Consider the following 21,397-nt stretch of genomic DNA (forward strand, 5'->3'; position numbering starts at 1 on the left):
GTCAGGCCGCCCGTCCGGTCAGACCCGTCGGCTTCACCAGCAGCACCAGGACCATCAGAACGAAGACCACGGTGTTGGAAGCCTCGGGATAGAAATATTTGGTCAGTCCCTCGATCACACCGAGCAGGAAGCCGGTGATGATCGAGCCCATGATCGAGCCCATGCCGCCGATCACGACCACCGCGAACACCACGATGATGATGTGCTCGCCCATCAGGGGCCGCACCTGGTTGATCGGCGCCGACAGCACGCCGGCGAGGGCCGCGAGCCCGACGCCGAGGCCGTAGGTCAGCGTGATCATGCGCGGCACGTTGATGCCGAACGCCCGCACCAATGTCGGATTCTCGGTGGCGGCGCGCAGGTAGGCGCCGAGCCGGGTCCGCTCGATCAGGAACCAGGTCGCCAGACAGACGACCAGGGAGAATATGACGACCCAGCCGCGATAGACCGGCAGATACATGAAGCCGAGATTCATGCCGCCACGGAGCTGATCCGGGATCGCATAAGGCAGGCCGGACGAGCCGAAGAAGTTCTGGAACACGCCCTGGATGATCAGCGCCAGTCCGAACGTCAGAAGCAGTCCGTAGAGATGGTCGAGCCCGGCGATCCATTGCAGCATGGTGCGCTCGAGGATCATGCCGAAGACGCCGACGATGATCGGCGCCAGCAGCAGCGCCCACCAGTAATTGATGCCGCCGAGGTTGAGCAGGAAATAGGCGCAGAACGCGCCCATCATGTAGAGCGCGCCATGGGCGAAATTGATGATGTTGAGCATGCCGAAGATGACGGCAAGCCCGAGACTGAGCAGCGCGTAGAACGAGCCGTTGATCAGTCCGACCAGGAGCTGTGCGTAGAGGGCCTGCATCGTCTTGTTCTGTTTTCTCTCGGCGTTTCCCAGAAGATGGCGGCCCCGGCGACGTCAGCCGCCGGAGCCACAGCGGTTCATTTCTTCAACAAGGCGCACGCGCTCTTGTCGAGCGGCGTGAAGGCCTGGTCGCCCGGTACCGAGCCGACCAGCTTGTAGAGATCCCACGGGCCCTTGGACTCCGAGGGCTTCTTGACCTCGAACAGATAGGCGGTGTGGATGGTGCGGCCGTTGGGCTGGATCTCGCCCTTGCCGAACAGCGTATCCTCGGTCGGGATCGACTTCATCTTGTCGACGATCTTGGTGCCGTCGTGCGGGTTCTCGCCCAGCGCGTCCAGCGCCTTGAAGTAATGCGCGAGACCAGCATAGACGCCGGCCTGGACCATGGTCGGCGGCGCGCCGTTCTTCATCCGCTTGGCGAACCGCTCGGAGAAGGCGCGGGTCTGGTCGTTCATGTCCCAGTAGAAAGTCTCGGTGAAGTTGAGGCCCTGCGCGATGTCGAGCCCGATCGACTTGACGTCGGTCAGGAACAGCAACAGCGCGGCAAGCTTCTGGCCGCCCTTATTGATGCCGAACTCGGCCGCCTGCTTGATCGTATTGGTGGTATCGCCGCCGGCATTGGCGAGGCCGATGACCTTGGCGTTCGACGACTGGGCCTGCAGCAGGAAGGACGAGAAGTCGGAGGTGTTGAGCGGATGCTTGACGCCGCCGATCACCTTGCCGCCATTGGCGGTGACGACCGCCGTGGTATCGCGCTCCAGCGCGGCGCCGAAGGCGTAGTCGGCCGTCAGGAAGAACCAGGTCGAGCCGCCCGCCTTGACCAGCGCCTGGCCGGTGGTGTGCGCCAGCATGTAGGTGTCGTAGGTCCAGTGCACCGTGTTCGGCGAGCACTGCGCATTGGTGAGATCCGAGGTCGCAGCGCCCGAGTTGATGTAGACGCCGTTCTTCTCCTTGACGACGTTGTTGACGGCCAGCGCGACGCCGGAATTCGGCACGTCGACGATGACATCGACCTTCTCGACATCGAACCACTGCCGCGCGATCGCGGTGCCGATATCCGGCTTGTTCTGGTGATCGCCGGAGATCACGTCGATCTTCCAACCCTTGGCGGCGAGGCCGGAATCCTCGATCGCCATCTGCGCGGCGAGCGTCGAGCCGGGGCCGCCGAGATCGGCATAAAGACCCGACTGATCGGACAGCGCGCCGATCTTGACGGTCTTGTCGCCGGCAGAAGCGACGCTGCCAGCGGCGAGAGTGAGCGCCGTTCCCAGCAGCAATGACGCGATGAATTTGCTCTTCATTTCCAACTTCCAGAACCTTCCAAGAAGACTGCCAAGAAAACCGTAGAGAAAACCGCGGGAGGAAACTGCCAAGTCAACGTCAACGTCGCCGATCAGACGCCGAGATAAGTATGCAGCTTATCCATGTTGGCCGACAGATCGGCATTGGCGAAACCGTCGATGACTTTGCCGTGCTCGACCACGTAATAGCGGTCGGCGACCGTCGAGGCGAAACGGAAGTTCTGCTCAACGAGAAGGATCGTGAAGCCTTCCTTCTTCAGCCGCGCGATGGTGTGGCCGATCTGCTGGATGATCACGGGCGCGAGACCCTCGGTCGGCTCGTCCAGCATCAGGAAGCTGGCGCCGGTGCGCAGAATGCGCGCGATCGCCAGCATCTGCTGCTCGCCGCCCGACAGCTTGGTGCCCTGGCTCTTCAGCCGCTCCCTCAGGTTCGGGAACAGCTCGAAGATCTGGTCGAGCGTGAGCCCGCCCGGCCGCACCACCGGCGGCAGCAGCAGGTTCTCGCGCACGTCGAGGCTGGCGAAGATGCCGCGCTCCTCCGGACACAGCGCGATGCCGAGCCGCGCGATCTTGTCGGAGGTCATGCGGATCAGCTCGCGCCCGTTGAACTGGACCGAGCCGGTGCGCTTGCCGATGATTCCCATGATCGACTTCAGGGTCGTGGTCTTGCCGGCACCGTTGCGCCCGAGCAGGGTGACGACCTCGCCGGCATTCACGTTGAAGTTCATGCCGTGGAGAATGTGGGATTCGCCGTACCAGCTCTCGAGATTCTTGACATCGAGAATGGTGCTGGTCACAGCGTCAGCGGTGGGCGTCTTGGCCGTCATCACCTCAGGCATGTCCGGCCCCCAGATAGGCTTCCTTGACGCGCTCGTCCTTGGCGAGCTCCGAATACGGCCCTTCCGTCAGCACCTGGCCGCGCGTCAGCACGGTGATGGTGTCGGAGAGGTTGGCGACGACGCTGAGATTATGCTCGACCATCAGGATCGTGTATTTGGCGGAGATGCGCTTGATCAGCGCGGCGATCTTGTCGATGTCCTCGTGGCCCATGCCGGCCATCGGCTCGTCCAGCAGCATCATCTCCGGATCGAGCGCCAGCGTGGTCGCGATCTCCAACGCACGCTTGCGCCCATACGGCATCTCGACCGCCGGAATGTTGGCGAATTCGCTCAAGCCCACGTCGTTGAGAAGCTCAAGCGCCCGATTGTTGAAGCGGTTCAGAACGCTCTTGGAGCGCCAGAAATCGAACGACGAGCCATGCTGGCGCTGCAGGGCGACGCGGACGTTCTCCAGCGCGGTCATATGCGGAAACACCGCCGAGATCTGGAACGAGCGGACCAGGCCAAGACGCGCCACGTCGGCCGGCGCCGTCGCCGTAATATCCTGACCCTTATAGAGAATCTTGCCGGCCGACGGCCGCAGGAACTTGGTCAGAAGGTTGAAGCACGTCGTCTTGCCGGCCCCGTTCGGGCCAATCAGCGCATGAATGGTGCCCCGGCGGATCTTGAGCGAAACATCGCGAACGGCAAAAAATCCCGCGAATTCCTTCGTCAATCCGTGGGTCTCGAGAATGAACTCGTCAGCCAAAGATTCCCCCCAAGCCGGCGCCTTCAGCGCCTGGCCCTCGCTTCTTCCTGTACGGCGGCTCTGCCGGACGACTGGACGATTCCTCGCCGCCACCCGCGACCGCTTCGCGCCGGAATATGCCGTCAATCGAGTGAGTTAGGCAAGGCGGAAAGCTGGGCAACGACGTCGCAAGGCGGCCGACGCACCTTGCGTTGAAATCAGCTGCGATTTCCCGCTGACATAGAAAATCATACCGCCGGCATTTTTCCTGCACGCGCGCGCTGCAAAGGCGGCGGGCGCGGCCCGCGAGACGGCGCAGCGATGATCGTCTCCAACTACTTCGCGGCCTTCACGTCCTTTGCATAGAGATCCGGCTTGAAGCCCACCACGCGGCGGCCGCCGAGATCGAGAACCGGGCGTTTGATCATCGAAGGCTGCGCCAGCATGAGCGCGATCGCCTTGCTCTCGGTGAGTCCGTCCTTGTCCGCGTCGGGCAATTTCTTGAACGTCGTGCCGGCGCGATTGAGCAGCACCTCCCAGCCGAGCTCGTCGCTCCATGCCTTGAGTTTAGCCTTGTCGATTCCGGCGGTCTTGTAGTCGTGGAATTGGTAAGCGACGCCGTGATCGTCGAGCCAGGCGCGCGCCTTCTTCATCGTGTCGCAGTTCTTGATTCCGTAGATCGTGATGCTCATGCCACGCGTCCTCAAACAATCGTGTCCGACCGCGGCGGATGTCCCACGTTGCGACAATCGGCCCTGCATTTTGCCGTGCGATTCACCCGCTTTTGATGCGGCGGACGCCACTCGTTCCGCGGTCGGAATTCACTCCGACCTTTGCCACGAAACTGTCGGCTGAGCATTACATTTTCTTCGCATCCCCGGCGTATCTGGCCCACGAACAGGAGACCGCGAATGGGCAAGATCATGGTACGTTGTCCGCAGACCGGCCGCAGCATCGAGACAGGGATGGAAATGGACGCCGCTCGCTTTCAGCGCATGCCCGTGTTCTTCTCGCGTGCCTACTGCCCGCACTGCCGCATCTACCATGAATGGTTCGCCGCCCATGCCTGGGTCGAGGAGTCGCGCGAGCGTATCGCGCTGGCTTGACCGCACTCAAGTTGACGGATGCTGGCCGCCACGCATCTCCACCCGACATCAAGACAGCAGAGCAGCGATATCCTCCTCCGTCAGCGCCTTGCCGATATTGCCCTCGCGATCGAACAGTGAATCAGCCAGCGCCTGCTTGCGCAGCTTGAGCTCACCGATCTTCTCCTCGATCGTCCCGGCCGTCACCAGGCGATAGACGAAGACCTTCTTGTCCTGGCCGATGCGATGCGCCCGGTCGATCGCCTGCGCCTCGACGGCAGGATTCCACCAGGGATCGTAGATGATGACGGTATCGGCTGCCGTCAGGTTGAGGCCGACTCCGCCGGCCTTCAGGCTGATCAGGAACACCGGGCTGTCTCCCCTCTGAAACGCCTCGATCGGCCGCTTGCGATCGCGGGTGTCGCCCGTGAGCAGCTCGTAGGCGATGTCAGCCGCCTCGAAACGCTCCTCGATCAGGGAGAGCATCGAGGTGAACTGCGAGAAGATGATGATCTTGCGCCCCTCGCTGAGCAGTTCCTCGACCATCTCAATCAGCCGGTCCAACTTGGCCGAGGGGCGCTCGACCTTGTCGTCGAGCTTCACCAGCCGCGGGTCGCAGCAGACCTGGCGCAGCCGCAGCAGCGCTTCGAGCACGACGATGTGGCTGCGCGCGAGACCACGTTCGTCAAGGGCTTTGCGCACCTTCTTCGCCATCGCCGCGCGGATCGAATCATAGAGATCGCGCTGCTTGCCGTCGATCGCGACGGTCTCCACGATGTCGACCTTGGCCGGCAGCTCGGACGCAACCTCCTCCTTGGTCCGCCGCAGCAGGAACGGCTTGACGCGGCGGGTCAGCGCCGCCGCCCGCATCGCATTGCCTTCTTTCTCGATGGGCGTGCGCCAGTTGCGCGTGAACGCGGTCTTGTCGCCGAGATAGCCGGGGTTGACGAAGCTCATGATCGACCAGAGCTCGCCGAGATGGTTCTCCATCGGAGTGCCCGTCAGGCAGAAGCGGTGGCTGGCCTTGATCGCATTGAGCCAGCGCGTCGTGGCGGCATTGGGATTCTTGATGGTCTGCGCCTCGTCGAGAATGGCCATGTGCCAGTCCCGTCCCAGGATGAGCTCATGGTCGCGCGCGATCAGCGGATAGGTGGTGAGCACGACGTCGTGCTCCGAAATCTGCGCGATCAGCTCCTTGCGAGCGGCGCCGTGGAACACCAGGACCTTCAGGTCAGGAACGAACTTGCTTGCCTCGTTGAACCAGTTCGTCATCAGGCTGGTCGGCGCGACGATGAGCACGGGCCTCGCCAGCGCGCCGCGCGCCTTCTCGAGCGCGAGCAGGGCCAGCACCTGGACGGTCTTGCCGAGGCCCATGTCATCGGCCAGCACGCCGCCGAGGTTGGCCTGCCGCAGGAGATCGAGCCAGGCGACGCCCTGCCGCTGATAGGGGCGCAACGTGGCGGTGAAGCCGGCCGGCAGCTTCAATTCATCCGGCCGATGCTGCCGCACCAGATCCGCGAGCCGGCGCAGATCATCGGGGCCCTTGAATGCGCCCGGATCGTGCGCCAGCAGCGGCACGAGCTGCGCACGAGACAGCTTGAGCTTGCCCGACGCATCCAAGCCGCCGCCGCTCAGCCGCATCGTCTGCAGCGCCAGCAGAACCGGCAGGAAGCGGCCGGCCGCCAGCGCCAGGTGCCGTCCGTCGGGCAGCGGCACATACATGTGCTTGGCTTCGGCATCGGCTTCGGACAGCGCATCGAGAATGCCGGGCTGCGCGAGCAGCCGCGCCAGCAGCTCGGCCAAGTCATGCGGCCGGCCATCGATGTCGATCTTGAAGCCAAACTCGAACCAGTCGATTCCGGAGCCCTCGATCTCCATGTCGACGAGACCGGAGGACTCCGCCAGCCGGTACGGAAAGTCGTCATCGATGCGGATCTCGAACCCCTGCTCGCGCAACGCATCGAGCTCGAGATGCACGAATTGCAGCCAGCGGCCTTCGTCCTCGAAGGTCAGATCGTCCGCGTGACCGCCGAAGCTGTAGGTCTGGACCTTTCTGAGTGGAACCAGGCCGAGCTCGCTCAGCCGTTTGGACGACTTTCGTTCGTCCGCCTTGGCGCGGGTGACGAGATGCACCCGGCCGTCTTGGAACGCCTCCACCTCGTTGCCACCGCTGTCGGGCTCGATCTCGATCGGACCGTAACGGAAGCCCGCGCGGACCACGCCGAGTGGAAGCCCGCTGGTGTGGACGCCGCGAAAGCCATAGCCCGGATAGGGTCCGCGGCGCAGATGCAGGATGGGCGTCGGCTTGGCCTCGATCTCGACGACCTCGGTCGGCCGCGACGGCAGAAGGGCGCTATCCAGCGAGGGCAGCCGCTGGCTGAGATGTCGGGAGACCTCGCCGATCAGCGCCTTCGGCAGCGTTGGCGCACTCAGCAATTGGTACGCCGTTCGCGGCTCGATCCCCGGATCGACCTCCCCGACGATGCCGCGTGTCTCCTCGGCATAGACAGGCGGCTCGGCATGCAGAGCAAGCACGCCGTCGACCACGAGCCTTGCGCCGATGCCTTTCAGGCCGACCGGCTGCCATTCGATGCGGCCATTGCGCTTGTCGCCCCAGCGCAGCAGCGGCCCGGCATGATCGCGCCAATACGCCCGCCCGGTCTCGACGATGCGCTTCAGCAGCGCGGCAGAGCCGATCCGGAAGGCCGACGCTCCGTCGAGAAAGACTTGATGTCCGAGCCGCGCTGTGATGTCGATATCGCTGTCGCGGTAGAATGCCGGCGCCCGCCCGGCGCCTCCCCGCACTTGATCGACTTTCGAGAACACGTCGGCGAAGCTGTCGTCCTTGCGCAGCCGGACCGACCACAGCCGGACGACCGGATAGGCAGCGCCTCCGGACTCGGAATGGGGCTGCACGCCATAGATCAACCTCTGCCTCACCTCGGGAGGATAGGTGTCGCCACGGCTGACCGTGCCGATCTTGTCCAGCCAGGCGGCGATCTCCGGCGGCAGCACCAGCGGGCTCGCCTTCCTCGCCGTCTTTGCCGGTGTCCTCAGGTCCACGTCGTCCTCGAGGGACGGCTCGATCGCTTCCAGCAGCACCGCCGCGACGTGCTTGCAGTTGTGCTGCATCGGGCAGGTACATCTCCCGGAGACATCCAAACGACCGTGCTTATCCCGGGCCAGCTCGATCTCGACCTCGTACGGCCAGGATTGCGATCCCTGCACCGAGGCCGCCAGCTCCCGGCCGTCCTCGCTGATCTCGAGATCGAGAACGCCTCCGCGAAGCTGCAGGTGCTCCGCCTTCTGAAAGGCAGCATGGCTGAAGAAGGAGCGGATGGCCTGGGGCTTTTTGAAAGGAAGCGGCATTGCATGGAGACCTGACGCACGCGATCGCGCGTCCCACGGATCGATGTACCATGATCCGGGCGGCAGCATCGCGCCGCCCCTTCTAGCCTGGGGATATCTCCGGCGAGGCGCTCAGTGGCTCACTCGTCCTTCGGGGCGCTCTGCAGCGGCTTGTTGGAATCGCCTAGCATCAGGCAGGGGTACAATTCCGTGAACTTGAAATCTGCCTCGCCGGCGGCGCGATCGAAGCGCAGCACGACGTCGAACCGCTTGCCCGACCAATGGGGCGGCAATTGCCCGGCGTTGCTCACCGGCAGACGCGGCAGGATATCGGAGATGATTGCCTTGTGCTCCCACGCCACCAGCGCGGTGCCGGACAGCGCCAGCAAGGCTTCGACCAGCCCAGCCTCCTCTCCCTTCGCGAACGACGTATCCGGCTTGGCGAGACCGACGCGCGCAGCCAATTCGAGTACCGTCTCATAGGGCCGGCGGCTCGGGTCGGAGCCGTCCTTGCTGCTGTCGGGATCGGCGGCGTAGATCGCCTGCGGCGTCGGATAGGACGCGCCGCCCAAGCGGCTGCCGAACAGCGCCGTCCAGGCCCCTGCCCGCTCCCAGCCGAAGATGACCAGCGACTTCGAATCCGGCTTGCCCTCGTGGGTCAGGCCCGGACCTGTCGCGTCGCCGTCAGGCTTCTCGGCATGACGGATGATCAGCAGCGTCAGCGCGTTCATCGGCAACCTCTCAGGTGGCATCATACGGCCGCCAAACGGAATTGCCACTTGAGATTGCAATCGTGGGACCGCATCATGAGATCTTTCCAACCAGGATTCATTTCAGATGAGCATTGGACCGGCTCTGGAATGCCTGGACGCGCAAGCAGCAGCGGCTCAAGCTTCCCTACCTGCCGCAGGGCGCCGACCTGAAGACGTTCTCCGACGAACCGTTCCTGTTCTACGCCGATGGCAAAGGCGGCTATGTCGGACCGAGCAAAGCGGGCGACTACATATCGACCGATCGCTTCGACTACGACTATGCGCCGGGCTTCGGTGAGGACATCGTCAATCCGCCCGCGGTCGCCTCGGCGCCGCAGGCCAAGCCGCAGCAGGGCTCGGTCAAGGCCAATGTGGGCACGGTGAGGATCCCCGGCGATGCGCTCGACGCGCATCTGGCGGCAGCGCGGCCGCAGCCGCTGATGGCGCAGATCACGCTGCCCCGCCCGAGCGGCTATTCGACTGTGCGCGAGTTCGACGTCCTGGTGAACGCGCCCGCCAACGTCACCAAGGTCACGGCTGACAGCCCATATTATGCAGGCACCATCGCCTTCTTCGGATCGATGATGCCGGGCATGGCCATGACCGTGGATGCGACCTTCGCGGTGCCGCTGCCGACCAAGCGGGAGGCCTTCTCCGCCCTGCGGGCCGCGCCCAACCAGCCCCTGAGCATCCGCGTCGTGCGCTCGGGCGGCGTCGGCACTGCGCCGACGCTGAAAGCGCTCTCGGTCGGACCGCTGCGCCCATGAACGGGAGGCGCGCCGCGCTGCGGGCCTGCGCCATGCTGCTATGTGCCGTGCTGCGGCCGGCCTCGTCCTTGGCGGCGGAGCCGTTCAGAGCCATCGATCTGGTCCTGCCGCGGCCATTGGATGCGAGCGACGCTCCAGTCGTCGAGATCAGCCTGGGCGCACTGGGGCGAGGCCAGGAGGTGACGGTGACGACGGCGTCCGGGATGCCGCTCGGGACCATCTCGCCATTCGGCCTTCGCACTGGTGCGGAGGCCGGCACCTACGCGCTTCCGGTGCCGAAGGAGGCGATCAAGAGTGGACGGCTGTCGATCCGTCTCAGCATCAGCCAACCCGGCGGCAGCCGCGCGCCGACGCTGCAGGAGGTTCGCGGCATCACGCTCAAGCTCGCTCCACGGCCATGATCCGTCGTCTGCGCCGCAAGCGCGCCGGGCTCAGACCGTCCCGCTCCGCGCACGTTCTGCACGCTGTTCGAACGGGCTGCCCATGCTGGGCTGTCCGATCCAGACACGGTTGAGCAGCCGCGTGAACGGCGGACACGTCGTCCCCTCGATGCGCGCCATCGCCTCCTGATAGGGCCCGACGGTACGCAATCTCTCCGGCAGCATCGCATAGGCGCGCGGCAACCAGACTCGAGCTCGCGCGGCGCTGCGGCGTTCGCGCTCGCCATAAGGCAGCGCGAAGGCGAGCCGCAGCCGCTCCGGCAACATCTCGGCCGTCAGCGCCGTGAACCAGCGCGGCGGTGCGATCCGGGTCGCCTCGCCCGAGAAGATGCGCTGCGCGATGTCGCGCGCGGCCGTGCTGACCGTCAGCGTCTCCGATTCCATCATGTCGGCCGCATAGGCCTTGAAAGCCCCCCAGTCCGGCGGCAGCACCTCATGCGGAATCCCGAACAGACCGGCGAAGCGCATCGCCTCACGCCAATATTGCTCGCGCTCGTCATCGCCGAGCGGCGGACACAACAGGCCGTAGGACATCATCGCAGTCTCGACCAGGGTGGCATGGACCCAGCGCAGCGCGTCGACGTCGTTGGCGCGGTAGTGCGAGCCGGCGGCGAAGGGTCCGACCGTCTCAGGCATGACGCCGTCGACCGCGGCGTGACGCCGATACAACCGCCGCGCCACGGCAACCGCCTGCGCGCGCGTGCCGAACACCATGGTGTAGACGATGCCGAAGGTGCGGTGGAAACGGCCGAGCGGATCGGCGAACACCTTCGACTGCTCGGCAACGCCCGCCGCCACCCAGGGATGGGCGAGCTGCAACAGCAGCGCGCGGCCTGCGCCGAGAAACAGCGCGGCCTCGCGATGCACGCGCCACATCACGCTGTCGGACGGCAGCACGGCATCGCCCGGCGTGGCCGGCGCGGACAGCAGCTCGGCCATGCAACGTTCGAAATCGGCCTCGCTGACGATCACGGCCGCTGCGGGATCTCCAGCCCGCGCTGTACCGCCGGCCGCGCCAGCCCGCGCTCGAGCCAGGCCGGAACATGCGCGAGCTCATCGAAGGCTGTGAGCTCGCGCGCGCCGTAGAAGCCGATCAGGTTGCGCACCCAGCCGAGCGTCGCGATGTCGGCGATGGTGTAGTCGGCGTCCATGATCCACTGCCGGCCATCGAGCCGCGCCTCGAGCACGCCGAGCAGCCGCCTGCTCTCCGCGACATAGCGCTGCAACGGCCGCTTGTCCTCGTACTCGCGGCCGGCGAATTTGTGGAAGAAGCCGAGCTGCCCGAACATCGGACCGATGCCGCCCATCTGGAAATGCACCCACTGGATCGTCTGCCAGCGCCGCGACGGATCGTTCGGCAGGAATTGTCCGGTCTTCTCGGCAAGGTACTGCAGGATCGCGCCGGATTCGAACAGGCCGAGCGGCTGGCCGCCGGGACCGTCGGGATCGATGATCGCGGGAATCTTGCCGTTCGGATTGAGCGAGAGGAATTCGGCCGTCTTCTGGTCGTCCTTGCCGAAATCGATCGTGTGCGGCTCGTAGGCCAGGCCCGTCTCCTCCAGCATGATCGAGACCTTGACGCCGTTCGGGGTCGGCAGTGAATAGAGCTGGATGCGGTCGGGATGCTGCGCCGGCCAGCGCGTGGTGATCGGAAAGCTGGATAGATCGGACATCGTGGCTCTTGCTCGCTTTGTCGCTGAGGCCTCAATCTAAGCCCGTGAGCCGCCGCTGCAAGGTTCGATGCGGAACCGCATGCGGCCGACGGTCTTATGTTGCTGCATCGTGCAGAAAGCCAGCATGCCGAGCCCGACCTACCAGTTGATCATGCAGGCGATGATCACACGCCAGCAGGTGCTGTGCATGTATGGCGGCTTCGCCCGCGCGATCTGCCCGATCATCCTCGGCCACACCGCCGGCCGCGAGCGCGTGCTCGCGTTCCAGTTCGCGGGCGGCGCGAGCAGCGGCCTGCCGCCGGGCGGCCAATGGAAGTGCTTCGATGTCGCTGACATCAGCGAGGTCGAGCTGCGCCAGGGGCGCTGGCATTCGGGGCGCAGCCACCGCCAGCCGCAATACTGCGTCGCCGACGTCGAGCTCGACGTCAATCCGAACAGCCCCTACGATCCGAAACGACCGATCGCAACGCCGCAGAGCGGTAAGCTTCGGCGGAAGCGCTGACGCTACTGCGGCTCGCGCAGACGCACGCGCAGCAGCGCCGGAAGCTTCGACGTGGCGTCATGCTGCGCGAGCTTCGCCGCGACCCGGCGCATCAGCGACGACGCGCCCTGCTTGGCAAACACCTTCATGCCGCGATAGCTGAAATCGACCACCACCTCATGATGGCGCATGCCCTTGCCGCCCTTGACCAGGCCAAGGTCGCGCACCAGGCAATAATGCCCGTCGCTCATGCGTGCAAATCGGGTGTTCTCGAACATGCAGCGAAGCAATGCACCGAGTCGCAAATCCGTCAAGATTGACAGGAACGACTCATGAACTCAGCACATCGGCAACGCGTCGCCGCGGCGAGAAGGGCAGCGCCGGCCCGTAGCCGAAGCGCAGCACGAGATCCGGCCGCCGTGTCGTTCCGACCACGCGCGCCAGCTCTGGCCGCAACGCGGCCACTTCGACCGGCTGGTTGATGAAGGCAAGCTTCAGGCCCAGCCGCGTCGCTTCGAGCGCGAAGCGCTGGCACGCCTGCCCGGCCCTGATCCAATGCGAGGCATCGGCCTGCTCGGCGGTGAATAGGGCGACACCGGCCGATGAGCGAATCTGCCGCGCGTATTTGTCGTTCTCCGACGCGGCATTGAAGAGCCGATCGAAGGCGAGGCCACCGAGCGCGGTCGGCAATGACGGGTTGCCGCTGGCAGCCGCGAACAGCCCGTCGCCGGTCTCGATCGCGCTGCGCGGATTGAACCGCAGCCAGCTCTTCAGTTCGCGCATGAACGCCGCATCGCGCATCTGCGCATCATTGCCGGCGACGACGAGATCGCGGATGGCGGCGATCGCGGCGGGAGCCGTGATGATCGCGAGATCGACCCCGGGCATGGCTGATACGGCCTGCAGCGCGGCGAGATCGCCTGGCGGCACCGGTCGTCCGTCATACTCCGCGCGCGTCGACTGTCTGCGGACGATTGCCGCAAGCCGCGCATCGTCATGCGCTGTGCCGTTCGTGAAGCTGTACCGCACCGTCCGGCCGTCGCTGCTGAGCTCGCCCGGACGGCCGCTCGCATCCGCGGCGATCGCGAGATTGGCGGCCGCGCAGCCCAGGCTGACGAACAGATGATGGTCGTCCGGATCGACCACCGGCGTGCGGCGTGACGGATCGGGCATGATCTCGATCGCATCCTGCGCTACGCGAAAGCGCCAGGGCTGCGTGTTGTGGCTGTTGGCTGCAAGCGTCGCGTAGCGGATCACCGAAGTGATATCGGGCGACAGCGGCGCGCGCAGTCGGGCGCTGTACGTCTCATAGTCGTGCATCGTCCCCGTGATCGCGCGCCAGGATACCGCGCCGAGCGAGGCGGCAGCAATCGCGCTCCCCGTTCCTAACAATACCGTCCGCCGGTTCATAGCAAACACGCCTGCATTTTCCGCTGCAATCGAGCCAAGGATGACAATACGCCGGCATCGCATCGGCGCGTTGTTGCAGATCAAGGCCGCCGCAGCCGGCAAAAAAGTTCGAAGACACGCTGTTGACAGCCCCAACAAAGCGGCGTATGTCCCGCGGCCTCGCGAGCGACTGCGCCCGCGACAAACATGAGCGAGACGATGTCCTTCGGCTACGAACACTTCATCCGCACGTCCAACGGCGTCATGCCGGTGGATGGCGCGCGCCATGCTCGGGGGAGCGGTCTTGCTTGAGGCAAGATCAACAGTCCGCATCACACGGACCCTCCCGAGCCAGCCGCTCCGGAGGGTTTTTTGTTGCCCTCACGCGAGCGGCCTGCACGGCGAAACCAACGGAAGTCCCGGCTGTCAGCCGGAACGGGAGACCCGGATCCCGGGGCTCGCGCAGGTGATGCGCGTGCCCGAGCGCGCGGGGCCTGTCGGAGGGAACGAGGCGGCAACGCCGGACACCGATGACAGAGCGAGCTTCCTTGGAGCTCGCAACATGCGGCGCCAACGCGCGCCGCAGACAAGCTATTTGAATTCCCGGTCGTTCGCGGCCGGGAGCTGCTGGTGGTGAAGATCGCGGGTCCTTCGCGCCAATGCGGCCACGCGCCGCCTTCGATCGATCGTACCGTGGAATCCGTCTAGCGAGATGGGTGAGTCGCGGGTTGCGGTGAAGCTGATGCCAAGCCTGCGTTTCGATCGTCGTATCTCCGTGATCGGCCGTTCCCCAGCATGCCATCCATCGTCGCCCGGCAACCGCCGGGCGGCCAAGGCGGTGGTGAAGATGTCTGTTACTTCGTTGAAACCGAGCGCCCCATTGGGGCAGCAACAGCATCGCCTATTCCCCGCCGAACGTATCCACGAGCCGTGGTGAAGACGACTGTTACTTCGCCTTGCACGCCAGAGGTCGCGGGTTCGACTCCCGCCCGGTGTCCTGCCGGTAGCTCAGAGGTCAGAGCGCTGTCCGGTCCATCAGCGACCGGGTCTCAGCCGTCGCCTGTTCCCGGCTCGTGATCCATCTCAACTGATCGTCTTCGAACAGGCGGTCAGATCGTCGCGGCGCAGACGTCTGCTGCGCCACCTTCTTCCACGCGCCGTGGTGAAGAGTGCTGATACTTCGATTGCTAATCGAGAGGTCGTGGGTTCGAATCCCATCCGGCGTTCCATGCGCCGGTAGCTCAGCGGCAGAGCACTATCCGCTCCACGCGAGTGGAGCGGAGCTCAGCATTCGCCCGTTCCCGGCGCGTGGTCATCTGTGACGCGTGGTCTCCGCACGAGATCACGCGTGACGTCCCTTCCACCCGTCATCAACCAAGATCAACCCAGAGAGGAGGCCATCATGGTCAGGCTCAACAAGTTCCTGCGCGCCTTCACCCATGAGGGTGCGCCGTCCTGGCAGCTCGCGCCCGAGCAGGCACTGCAGCGTACGCTGCTGAGCTGCCTGCTGTGGGAGGACCAGTTCTACGAGGACGGTGTGTCGGTCGCCGAGCGCATCAAGGCGCTGGTGCCGCAGGTCGCGCCGCGCGAGGCGGCGCAGCTCGCGGTCCGCGCGCGCGAGGAGATGAAGCTGCGGCACGCGCCGCTGCTCGTCGCCCGCGAGATGGCGCGGCTGCCGGAGCACCGTGCGCTGGTCGCCGAGACGCTGGCGCGCATCATCCAGCGGCCGGACGAGATGACCGAGCTGCTCGCGATCTACTGGGCGGACTCGCTGGGTCCGCAGCAGCAGCGCAGGCGGCAGCCGGTGTCGGCGCAGGTCAAGAAGGGGCTGGCGAAGGCGTTCACGAAGTTCGACGCCTATCAGCTCGCGAAGTATGACCGCGAGGGACCGGTGCGGCTCCGCGACGTCCTGTTCCTGGTGCACGCCAAGCCCAGAGATGCCGCCCAGGAGGCGGTGTGGAAGCAGCTCGCCGCAAGCGAGCTGCCCTCGCCCGACACCTGGGAGGTCGCGCTGTCGAAGGGCGCGGACAAGCGCGCGAGCTTCGAGCGGCTGCTCGCCGAGAAGCGGCTCGGAGCGCTGGCGCTGTTGCGCAACCTGCGCCTGATGCGAGAGGTCGGGGTGCCGCGGGCAACCATCGCGGCCGCGATCGAGACGATGCGGACGGACAGGATCCTGCCGTATCGGTTCATCACGGCGGCGCGGCATGCGCCGGACTTCGAGCCCGAGCTCGAGCAGGCGATGCTGGGCGCGATCAAGGGCTACGCGCGGCTGCCAGGTCGCACGCGGCTCCTGATCGACGTCTCGGGATCGATGTTCGCGAAGCTGTCCGCGCAGTCAGAGATGACGCGCGCGGAGGCTGCGTGCGGGCTCGCGATCCTCGCCCGCGAGGTCTGCGACGGGGTGGAGATCTTCACGTTCAGCGACAAGGTCGTGAAGGTGCCGCCGCGCCGTGGCTTTGCGCTGCGCGATGCGATCCTCGGGTCGCAGCCGCATTCCGGGACCTATCTCGGCCGTGCGGTCGGCGAGATCGACCGCAAGGGAGACCGCCTGATCGTCTTCACCGACGAGCAGAGCCACGATGCGGTGCCGTCGCCCAAGGCGCGCGGGACCATGGTCAACGTGGCGTCGTACCAGCACGGGGTCGGTTACGGACCCTGGACGCGGGTCGACGGCTTCTCCGAGGCCGTGATCGCCTGGATCGCGGCGCAGGAGGAGACGCTGCGAGGCGCCACCCTGCACTGACGACAACAGACCCGGACGCGTCACAGACGCGCCCGGGTCTCCTTCCCATGCTGCGCGGTTACGGCCGGCTCGATTGATCTCCTTGCGGAGCGCGCTTCAGGAGCGGCGCCACCGTTTCGATCTCGTCCGTCATCACGCCCCCAGCGAAGTTCTTGGGCAACCGGGCGATGTCGTCCGGCGAATCCAGTCCGGTGGAGAATGTCTCGCCATGATAGGCACCGACCACGAAGACGCTGCTTCCTCCTTGTGCCATGCGCTCGAGGAAACGGTCTGGCCAGCCCCAGAGCCACGGCGCGACATTGACCGGGACCAGCACCATCATGTTCCGGCATGCGGACGGCACCAGCCCCGTCCAGCCATATCCGATATATCGCAGCAGGCAGCTCTTCAGCATGCCGCGCGACATCACCTTCAGCTCCGGCTGCGCCGCCCTGAGCGCCGCGATCGGCGCATCGCCACCATACACCATCAGCCGCCCGCGTTGCGCAGCGTCGATCGGTGCAAGTGCCGCGGCAAGCAGCCGGCCTTCCGCCTGATCATTGCTCTTGACGTTGATCAGGAACGACTTGTCCGGAAAGGTCGCGAGCACCTCGTCCAGCGACGGCATCAGGCCGACGCCCTTGCCGCGAAACGGATAGGTGCGGCCGCCATCGGCGGTGTAGCCATAGCCGATGTCGAGCTGCCGCAACGCCGCCATCGCATGCTCGCGCGTGACTCCCTTGCCATCGGTGCGGCAATCGAGCGTCCAGTCATGGAACACCGCGAACTGGCCATCGGTGGTCGGATGCACGTCGAATTCCACGATATCGGCGCCGGCCAGGAAGCTCGCGCGCATGGAGGCGATGGTGTTCTCGAGATAGTCGTGCGTCGGCGGCAGCGTGCGCACCGCAGTGCAGGTGTCAGAAGCCAGGCCGGTGCGATCGAATTGCTGCGACAAACCGCGATGAGCCAGAACGATCGCCTGTCCAGCAGTCTTCGACACCAGCAAGCTGGTGTTGTTGACGAACATGAAGCCGACGCACAGCAATGCCGTCACGCTGGCGCATTTCCAAAATCTGCTCATACCCCGCCAATTCCGTGACGATTCGAGCCGAATTGCGTCCATCCCTCGTGGGTGCAAAAGCTCTCCCGCGGGGATCACGCATTCTTGCATCCGGCACGCCGATCGCGAGCCTGCATCAGAACGGTCGTCGCCGAACTTCGGCTGGCTGCTGCAGGCGTCGTTGCGTCGTCCGCCACCAAGCCATTCATGTTCGCCGAAGACTGATTGTCGGAGCTTGCCGGACTCCTCGGCATTCCCCACGCAAATGCCCTCGACAGCTATCAATATCTCGCCAATGGCGAGGGCGCTTCCGGTGTTCTGACGCTCATCGGGCCCAATGGCAAAACCGAGATCCGCCTGCCCTGACGAGCTGGACCGGCGCGATCCGGCGAACTCATTTCGAGCTGACCCTGCGCGCACGGGCCGTTCCGTGGCGTTCGAAGGACGGACGCAACTGTCGTGTCGCCATGCCCGGAACGATCTCCCGAGCAACGGAACTTGCCCGTCGGGCGACTCAAAGGGCGTGGATTCGCGCGGCGAGTCGCAGCCGCGACATCGGATCAGCCTCTCGCGGACTCACGCCGGAGATTTTTTCCGGCAACGCTCTCAATGCGTTCGCCGGTGTCAGTCAAACGCAGGCCAGATTTCCCTTTCGCTTTTTCGGAATCCATGAAACACTGCGCCCATCCCGCCTCGCCATGAGGGGCGCTTCGCGATCGTCACGAACGTGGAGGCGGGATGCGATGGGCGCAGCTCTGCCGCAGCATGGTGTTGCCGTGCGGACGAACGGCAGGACGCGCCGGCGAAATCGTGTGGTCCTGGCCTCCCGATGCTGAGGTCAAGCCGGCTGAGATGATCAGCAGGCGACGGGGGCAACAAAGCCCGGTCCCCGAGGAGAGCACGTATAAGCCGGAAAACCGTTGCGCAGGGAAGGCCGGGATCGTCCGGCTGAGCCTGTGGTTCCTGCCCCGTGCACTTCTTCACGCACGGGGGCCGCGGGTATCAGCGGATACCCGGCCTTCCCTGCGCCCTCTGTTCAAAGAGGGACACCGTACGATCATCACCCGGGCGCGCAACGCGCTGCGGGATCGCGATGACATGCTGTTTGACATTCATATCAGAACGCCACGCGCATGACCCCTGCGCGTGAGCGTCACTTGCCGTCGTCGAGATGGACCAGCACCGCCGCGTTGGCGATGATGATGGCGTCGCTGCCGGCCTCGGCCGGAATCTCCAGCCCACCTTTGACGGCGGTCACGGTCACGGTGCCATAGGGCAGCTCCTTGGCGACCGCGGCGGTGTCGACAGCCTCCGGATTGGGAACGCCGATGGTGACGTCGACGAGCATGTCCTGCGGCGTCTTGCCGACCATGCGGAAGAAGCCGAGGCTGGAATGGCGGATCGCGTCCGACACCGCGCGCCTGGCGGCCTTGGTGGCGTCGCGGCCATGGACGTCGACGCCCATGCCCATCTCGGTGATGCAGCGAATCCGCGTCATGTCAGGTTCCTCTCGGGTTGCGTTGTCGCTTGGCGCGCGACCTTAGCCGACGCCGCCGCCGACGCAACCCGCACGAAATCGACGGTGACGCGCGGCAAAATGGTCATCGGATGCGGGCATATATCGTGCATGATGCCGCTCTGCGCGGTGCCGAGAAAGGTCCTCGATATGACGTCCTCTTCCGCTCTCCCCATCCCGACGAACCCCGTGATCGACCGGGCCGCCGAGACTGATCGCGGCAGCCGCTGAGGAGAGCACCAATGGGTTTTTCACACACGCTGGGCGGCACGCGCTATCGGTTCGACGACCTCAGAACCTTGCTTGCGAAGGCAACGCCGTTGCGCTCGGGCGACGTCCTGGCAGGCCTCGCCGCGCAGGATGCCGCCGAACGCGTCGCGGCACGGATGGCGCTCGCCGAGCTGCCGCTGCGCCATTTCCTCAACGAAGCCGTCATTCCCTACGAGAGCGACGAGGTCACGCGGCTGATCGTCGACCAGCATGATGGCAAGGCGTTCGCTCCCGTCGCGAGCCTGACGGTCGGCGCTTTCCGCGAATGGCTGCTGTCGGATGCGGCCGACGCAGATGCGCTCAGCGGCGTATCGCCGGGGCTGACGCCGGAGATGGTTGCTGCGGTCTGCAAGATCATGCGGCTGCAGGACCTGGTGACGGTCGCGGCGAAATGCGAGGTCGTGACGCGCTTCCGCTGCACCATCGGCCTGCCGGGCCGGATGTCGACGCGGCTGCAGCCCAACCACCCGCTCGACGATCTCAAGGGCGTCGCGGCCTCGATCCTCGACGGGCTAATGTACGGGGTCGGCGATGCAACGATCGGCATCAACCCGGCAAGCGACGACGTCGACACGATGGTACGGCTGCTCGACTTGATCGAGACCTTGCGGCTTGCCTCGCATGCACCGATCCAGTCCTGCGTGCTGGCCCATGTTACGACCGCGCTGAAGGCGATCGAGCGCCGCGCGCCGGTCGATCTCGTGTTCCAGTCGCTGGCCGGCAGCGAGGAGGCCAATCGCGGCTTCGGCATCACGCTGTCGCTGCTCGACGAGGCGCTCGCCGCGGCCGAAGGCCTGCAGCGCTGTCCCGTCGGTGGCAACGTGATGTATTTCGAGACCGGACAGGGCAGCGAGCTCTCCTCCGGCGGCCATTGCGGCGTCGACCAGCAGACCTTGGAAGCTCGCTGCTACGCGGTCGCGCGGCGCTATCGGCCGCTGCTCGTGAACACCGTGGTCGGCTTCATCGGTCCGGAATATCTCTACGACGGGAAGCAGATCATGCGCGCGGGCCTGGAGGATCATTTCTGCGGCAAGCTGCTGGGGCTGCCGATGGGCTGCGACGTCTGCTACACCAACCACGCAGAAGCCGACCAGGACGACATGGATGCGCTGCTGACCCTGCTGGGCGTCGCCGGCTGCACCTACATCATGGGTGTGCCGGGCGCTGACGACATCATGCTGAACTATCAAAGCACCTCGTTCCATGACGCGCTCTATGTGCGCAAGGTGCTTGGCAAGCGCGCGGCGCCGGAGTTCGAGGCCTGGCTCGCGGCCACCGGCCTCAGCGATGCCAAAGGCGAGCTGCGCTTCGAGCCGGCGCGGCTGATGCCGGCGCTGCCGCTGCTGGAGGCCAAGTGATGAGCGGCTCCGACGAGAGCAACTCGCCGGCAACTTCGTCATCGGACGATTGGCGCTGGCTGTCACGCTACACCGAGGCACGGATCGCGTTGGGACGCTGCGGTCCTGGCCTGCCGACGTCGGCACATCTCGGCTTCCAGGCAGCCCATGCCGAAGCGCGCGATGCCGTGCTGAAGCCATTCGATGCCGAGCGCTTTGCGGCCGAGGTCACCGCGCATGGCTGGCCGGCGCTTGCCGTGCACAGCCGCGCCGCCGATCGCGCGACCTATCTGCAGCGCCCCGACGCAGGCCGCCTGCTCTCGCCCACGTCGGAAGCGCTGCTGTCGGAGCCGCGCGCGCCGGCCGACATCGTGCTGGTGGTCGCCGATGGCCTGAGCAGCCGCGCGGTGCAGGTCAACGCCCTCCCCGTGCTCGATGCGCTGATGCCGCGCCTGGCCGCAACCGGCCGACGGCTGTCGCCGGTGATCGTTGCTTCACAGGGCCGCGTCGCGCTCGCCGATCATGTTGGCGAGCTGTTCGACGCGTCAGCCTCGATCATCCTGATCGGCGAGCGCCCGGGTCTGAGCGCCGCCGACTCGCTCGGCCTCTATCTGACCTGGATGCCACGCCGCGGCCGCGTCGATTCCGAGCGCAACTGCATCTCCAATGTCCGCCAAAGCGGGCTCGCGCCGGCGGATGCGGCGCGACAAGCCGCCGAGCTGCTCGAACGCATGTTCCGTCACCAGGCCGCCGGCGTCAGCCTCGCCCGGCTGCCGCAGCTGCCGGCGCCGGATGGAGATGGCGCGTCATGATGCCGGCGCA

The 21,397-nt window shown here is 65.6% G+C and carries 21 protein-coding genes and 1 tRNA gene; 9 read left to right on the forward strand and 13 right to left on the reverse strand.

The window, feature by feature from the left end; genetic code table 11:
- Position 1: 1 nt before the first annotated feature.
- The 5 genes from QX135_RS28915 to QX135_RS28935 all read right to left on the reverse strand — a co-directional run bounded on the left by QX135_RS28915 (position 2) and on the right by QX135_RS28935 (position 4,424).
- Positions 2-865 carry a branched-chain amino acid ABC transporter permease gene (locus QX135_RS28915; protein ID WP_315739340.1) on the reverse strand — a complete coding sequence of 288 codons (864 nt, stop codon included), beginning with the start codon at positions 863-865 and terminating at the stop codon, positions 2-4.
- A gap of 77 nt (positions 866-942) precedes the next feature.
- Positions 943-2,166 (reverse strand): ABC transporter substrate-binding protein, encoded by a 1,224-nt coding sequence (locus QX135_RS28920; RefSeq protein WP_315780400.1) that lies wholly within the window; start codon positions 2,164-2,166, stop codon positions 943-945.
- Positions 2,167-2,258: 92 nt separating this feature from the next.
- On the reverse strand, positions 2,259-3,005 hold the full coding sequence (locus QX135_RS28925) for an ABC transporter ATP-binding protein (protein ID WP_315780398.1): 747 nt from the start codon (positions 3,003-3,005) through the stop codon (positions 2,259-2,261).
- Complete coding sequence (locus QX135_RS28930) at positions 2,998-3,753, reverse strand: ABC transporter ATP-binding protein (RefSeq protein ID WP_315739336.1); 756 nt, start codon at positions 3,751-3,753, stop codon at positions 2,998-3,000. The genes QX135_RS28925 and QX135_RS28930 overlap by 8 nt, the downstream gene beginning before the upstream one ends.
- 314 nt (positions 3,754-4,067) lie before the next feature.
- Positions 4,068-4,424 (reverse strand): ArsC family reductase, encoded by a 357-nt coding sequence (locus QX135_RS28935; RefSeq protein ID WP_315777446.1) that lies wholly within the window; start codon positions 4,422-4,424, stop codon positions 4,068-4,070.
- A 219-nt stretch (positions 4,425-4,643) separates the two neighbouring features.
- Between QX135_RS28935 and QX135_RS28940 the strand changes: the two genes are divergently transcribed.
- Positions 4,644-4,838 carry a hypothetical protein gene (locus QX135_RS28940; RefSeq protein ID WP_315780396.1) on the forward strand — a complete coding sequence of 65 codons (195 nt, stop codon included), beginning with the start codon at positions 4,644-4,646 and terminating at the stop codon, positions 4,836-4,838.
- A 48-nt stretch (positions 4,839-4,886) separates the two neighbouring features.
- On the opposite strand, the gene QX135_RS28945 is transcribed toward QX135_RS28940, so the two are convergent.
- Positions 4,887-8,186 (reverse strand): DEAD/DEAH box helicase, encoded by a 3,300-nt coding sequence (locus tag QX135_RS28945; RefSeq protein WP_316159939.1) that lies wholly within the window; start codon positions 8,184-8,186, stop codon positions 4,887-4,889.
- A 119-nt stretch (positions 8,187-8,305) separates the two neighbouring features.
- Complete coding sequence (locus QX135_RS28950; RefSeq protein WP_316181921.1) at positions 8,306-8,896, reverse strand: histidine phosphatase family protein; 591 nt, start codon at positions 8,894-8,896, stop codon at positions 8,306-8,308.
- Positions 8,897-9,009: 113 nt separating this feature from the next.
- On the opposite strand from QX135_RS28950, the gene QX135_RS28955 reads away from it, so the two are divergent.
- Positions 9,010-9,684 (forward strand): hypothetical protein, encoded by a 675-nt coding sequence (locus tag QX135_RS28955; protein ID WP_316234411.1) that lies wholly within the window; start codon positions 9,010-9,012, stop codon positions 9,682-9,684.
- On the forward strand, positions 9,681-10,085 hold the full coding sequence (locus QX135_RS28960) for a hypothetical protein (RefSeq protein WP_316234412.1): 405 nt from the start codon (positions 9,681-9,683) through the stop codon (positions 10,083-10,085). The genes QX135_RS28955 and QX135_RS28960 overlap by 4 nt, the downstream gene beginning before the upstream one ends.
- A 30-nt stretch (positions 10,086-10,115) precedes the next feature.
- Here the strand turns inward: QX135_RS28960 and QX135_RS28965 are convergent, their stop codons facing one another.
- The gene (locus tag QX135_RS28965; protein WP_316234413.1) at positions 10,116-11,096 is read right to left on the reverse strand and encodes an oxygenase MpaB family protein; all 981 of its coding nucleotides are present in this window, start codon (positions 11,094-11,096) and stop codon (positions 10,116-10,118) included.
- Positions 11,093-11,797 (reverse strand): glutathione S-transferase N-terminal domain-containing protein, encoded by a 705-nt coding sequence (locus QX135_RS28970; RefSeq protein WP_316234414.1) that lies wholly within the window; start codon positions 11,795-11,797, stop codon positions 11,093-11,095. The genes QX135_RS28965 and QX135_RS28970 overlap by 4 nt, the downstream gene beginning before the upstream one ends.
- A gap of 124 nt (positions 11,798-11,921) precedes the next feature.
- Between QX135_RS28970 and QX135_RS28975 the strand changes: the two genes are divergently transcribed.
- On the forward strand, positions 11,922-12,299 hold the full coding sequence (locus tag QX135_RS28975; protein ID WP_315813196.1) for a hypothetical protein: 378 nt from the start codon (positions 11,922-11,924) through the stop codon (positions 12,297-12,299).
- 2 nt (positions 12,300-12,301) lie between these two features.
- Here QX135_RS28975 and QX135_RS28980 read toward each other — a convergent pair whose 3' ends face one another.
- Both QX135_RS28980 and QX135_RS28985 read right to left on the reverse strand, forming a co-directional pair.
- Positions 12,302-12,529 carry a hypothetical protein gene (locus QX135_RS28980; protein WP_315739326.1) on the reverse strand — a complete coding sequence of 76 codons (228 nt, stop codon included), beginning with the start codon at positions 12,527-12,529 and terminating at the stop codon, positions 12,302-12,304.
- A gap of 79 nt (positions 12,530-12,608) precedes the next feature.
- Positions 12,609-13,688 (reverse strand): Acg family FMN-binding oxidoreductase, encoded by a 1,080-nt coding sequence (locus QX135_RS28985; protein WP_316234415.1) that lies wholly within the window; start codon positions 13,686-13,688, stop codon positions 12,609-12,611.
- A 1,133-nt stretch (positions 13,689-14,821) separates the two neighbouring features.
- Between QX135_RS28985 and QX135_RS28990 the strand changes: the two genes are divergently transcribed.
- Together QX135_RS28990 and QX135_RS28995 are read left to right on the forward strand one after the other, a co-directional pair.
- Positions 14,822-14,896: transfer RNA gene (locus QX135_RS28990), tRNA-OTHER, on the forward strand.
- A gap of 173 nt (positions 14,897-15,069) precedes the next feature.
- A complete protein-coding gene (locus tag QX135_RS28995) occupies positions 15,070-16,410 on the forward strand; it encodes a TROVE domain-containing protein (RefSeq protein WP_316234416.1) in 1,341 nt (446 codons plus the stop codon).
- A 58-nt stretch (positions 16,411-16,468) separates the two neighbouring features.
- Here the strand turns inward: QX135_RS28995 and QX135_RS29000 are convergent, their stop codons facing one another.
- Entirely contained in the window at positions 16,469-17,473 is a 1,005-nt protein-coding gene (locus tag QX135_RS29000; protein WP_316234417.1) for a glycerophosphodiester phosphodiesterase family protein, read from the reverse strand.
- Positions 17,474-17,677: 204 nt separating this feature from the next.
- Between QX135_RS29000 and QX135_RS29005 the strand changes: the two genes are divergently transcribed.
- Positions 17,678-17,818 carry a hypothetical protein gene (locus QX135_RS29005; protein WP_316159945.1) on the forward strand — a complete coding sequence of 47 codons (141 nt, stop codon included), beginning with the start codon at positions 17,678-17,680 and terminating at the stop codon, positions 17,816-17,818.
- Between the two features lie 787 nt (positions 17,819-18,605).
- Here QX135_RS29005 and QX135_RS29010 read toward each other — a convergent pair.
- The gene (locus QX135_RS29010; RefSeq protein ID WP_315757820.1) at positions 18,606-18,950 is read right to left on the reverse strand and encodes a Lin0512 family protein; all 345 of its coding nucleotides are present in this window, start codon (positions 18,948-18,950) and stop codon (positions 18,606-18,608) included.
- A 260-nt stretch (positions 18,951-19,210) separates the two neighbouring features.
- On the opposite strand from QX135_RS29010, the gene QX135_RS29015 reads away from it, so the two are divergent.
- Together QX135_RS29015 and eutC are read left to right on the forward strand one after the other, a co-directional pair.
- The gene (locus QX135_RS29015) at positions 19,211-20,596 is read left to right on the forward strand and encodes an ethanolamine ammonia-lyase subunit EutB (protein WP_315770998.1); all 1,386 of its coding nucleotides are present in this window, start codon (positions 19,211-19,213) and stop codon (positions 20,594-20,596) included.
- The gene (eutC, locus tag QX135_RS29020) at positions 20,596-21,387 is read left to right on the forward strand and encodes an ethanolamine ammonia-lyase subunit EutC (protein ID WP_316234418.1); all 792 of its coding nucleotides are present in this window, start codon (positions 20,596-20,598) and stop codon (positions 21,385-21,387) included. The genes QX135_RS29015 and eutC overlap by 1 nt, the downstream gene beginning before the upstream one ends.
- Positions 21,388-21,397 lie beyond the last annotated feature (10 nt).

Source organism: Bradyrhizobium sp. SZCCHNR1098, assembly GCF_032489375.1.
Taxonomy (GTDB): domain Bacteria; phylum Pseudomonadota; class Alphaproteobacteria; order Rhizobiales; family Xanthobacteraceae; genus Bradyrhizobium.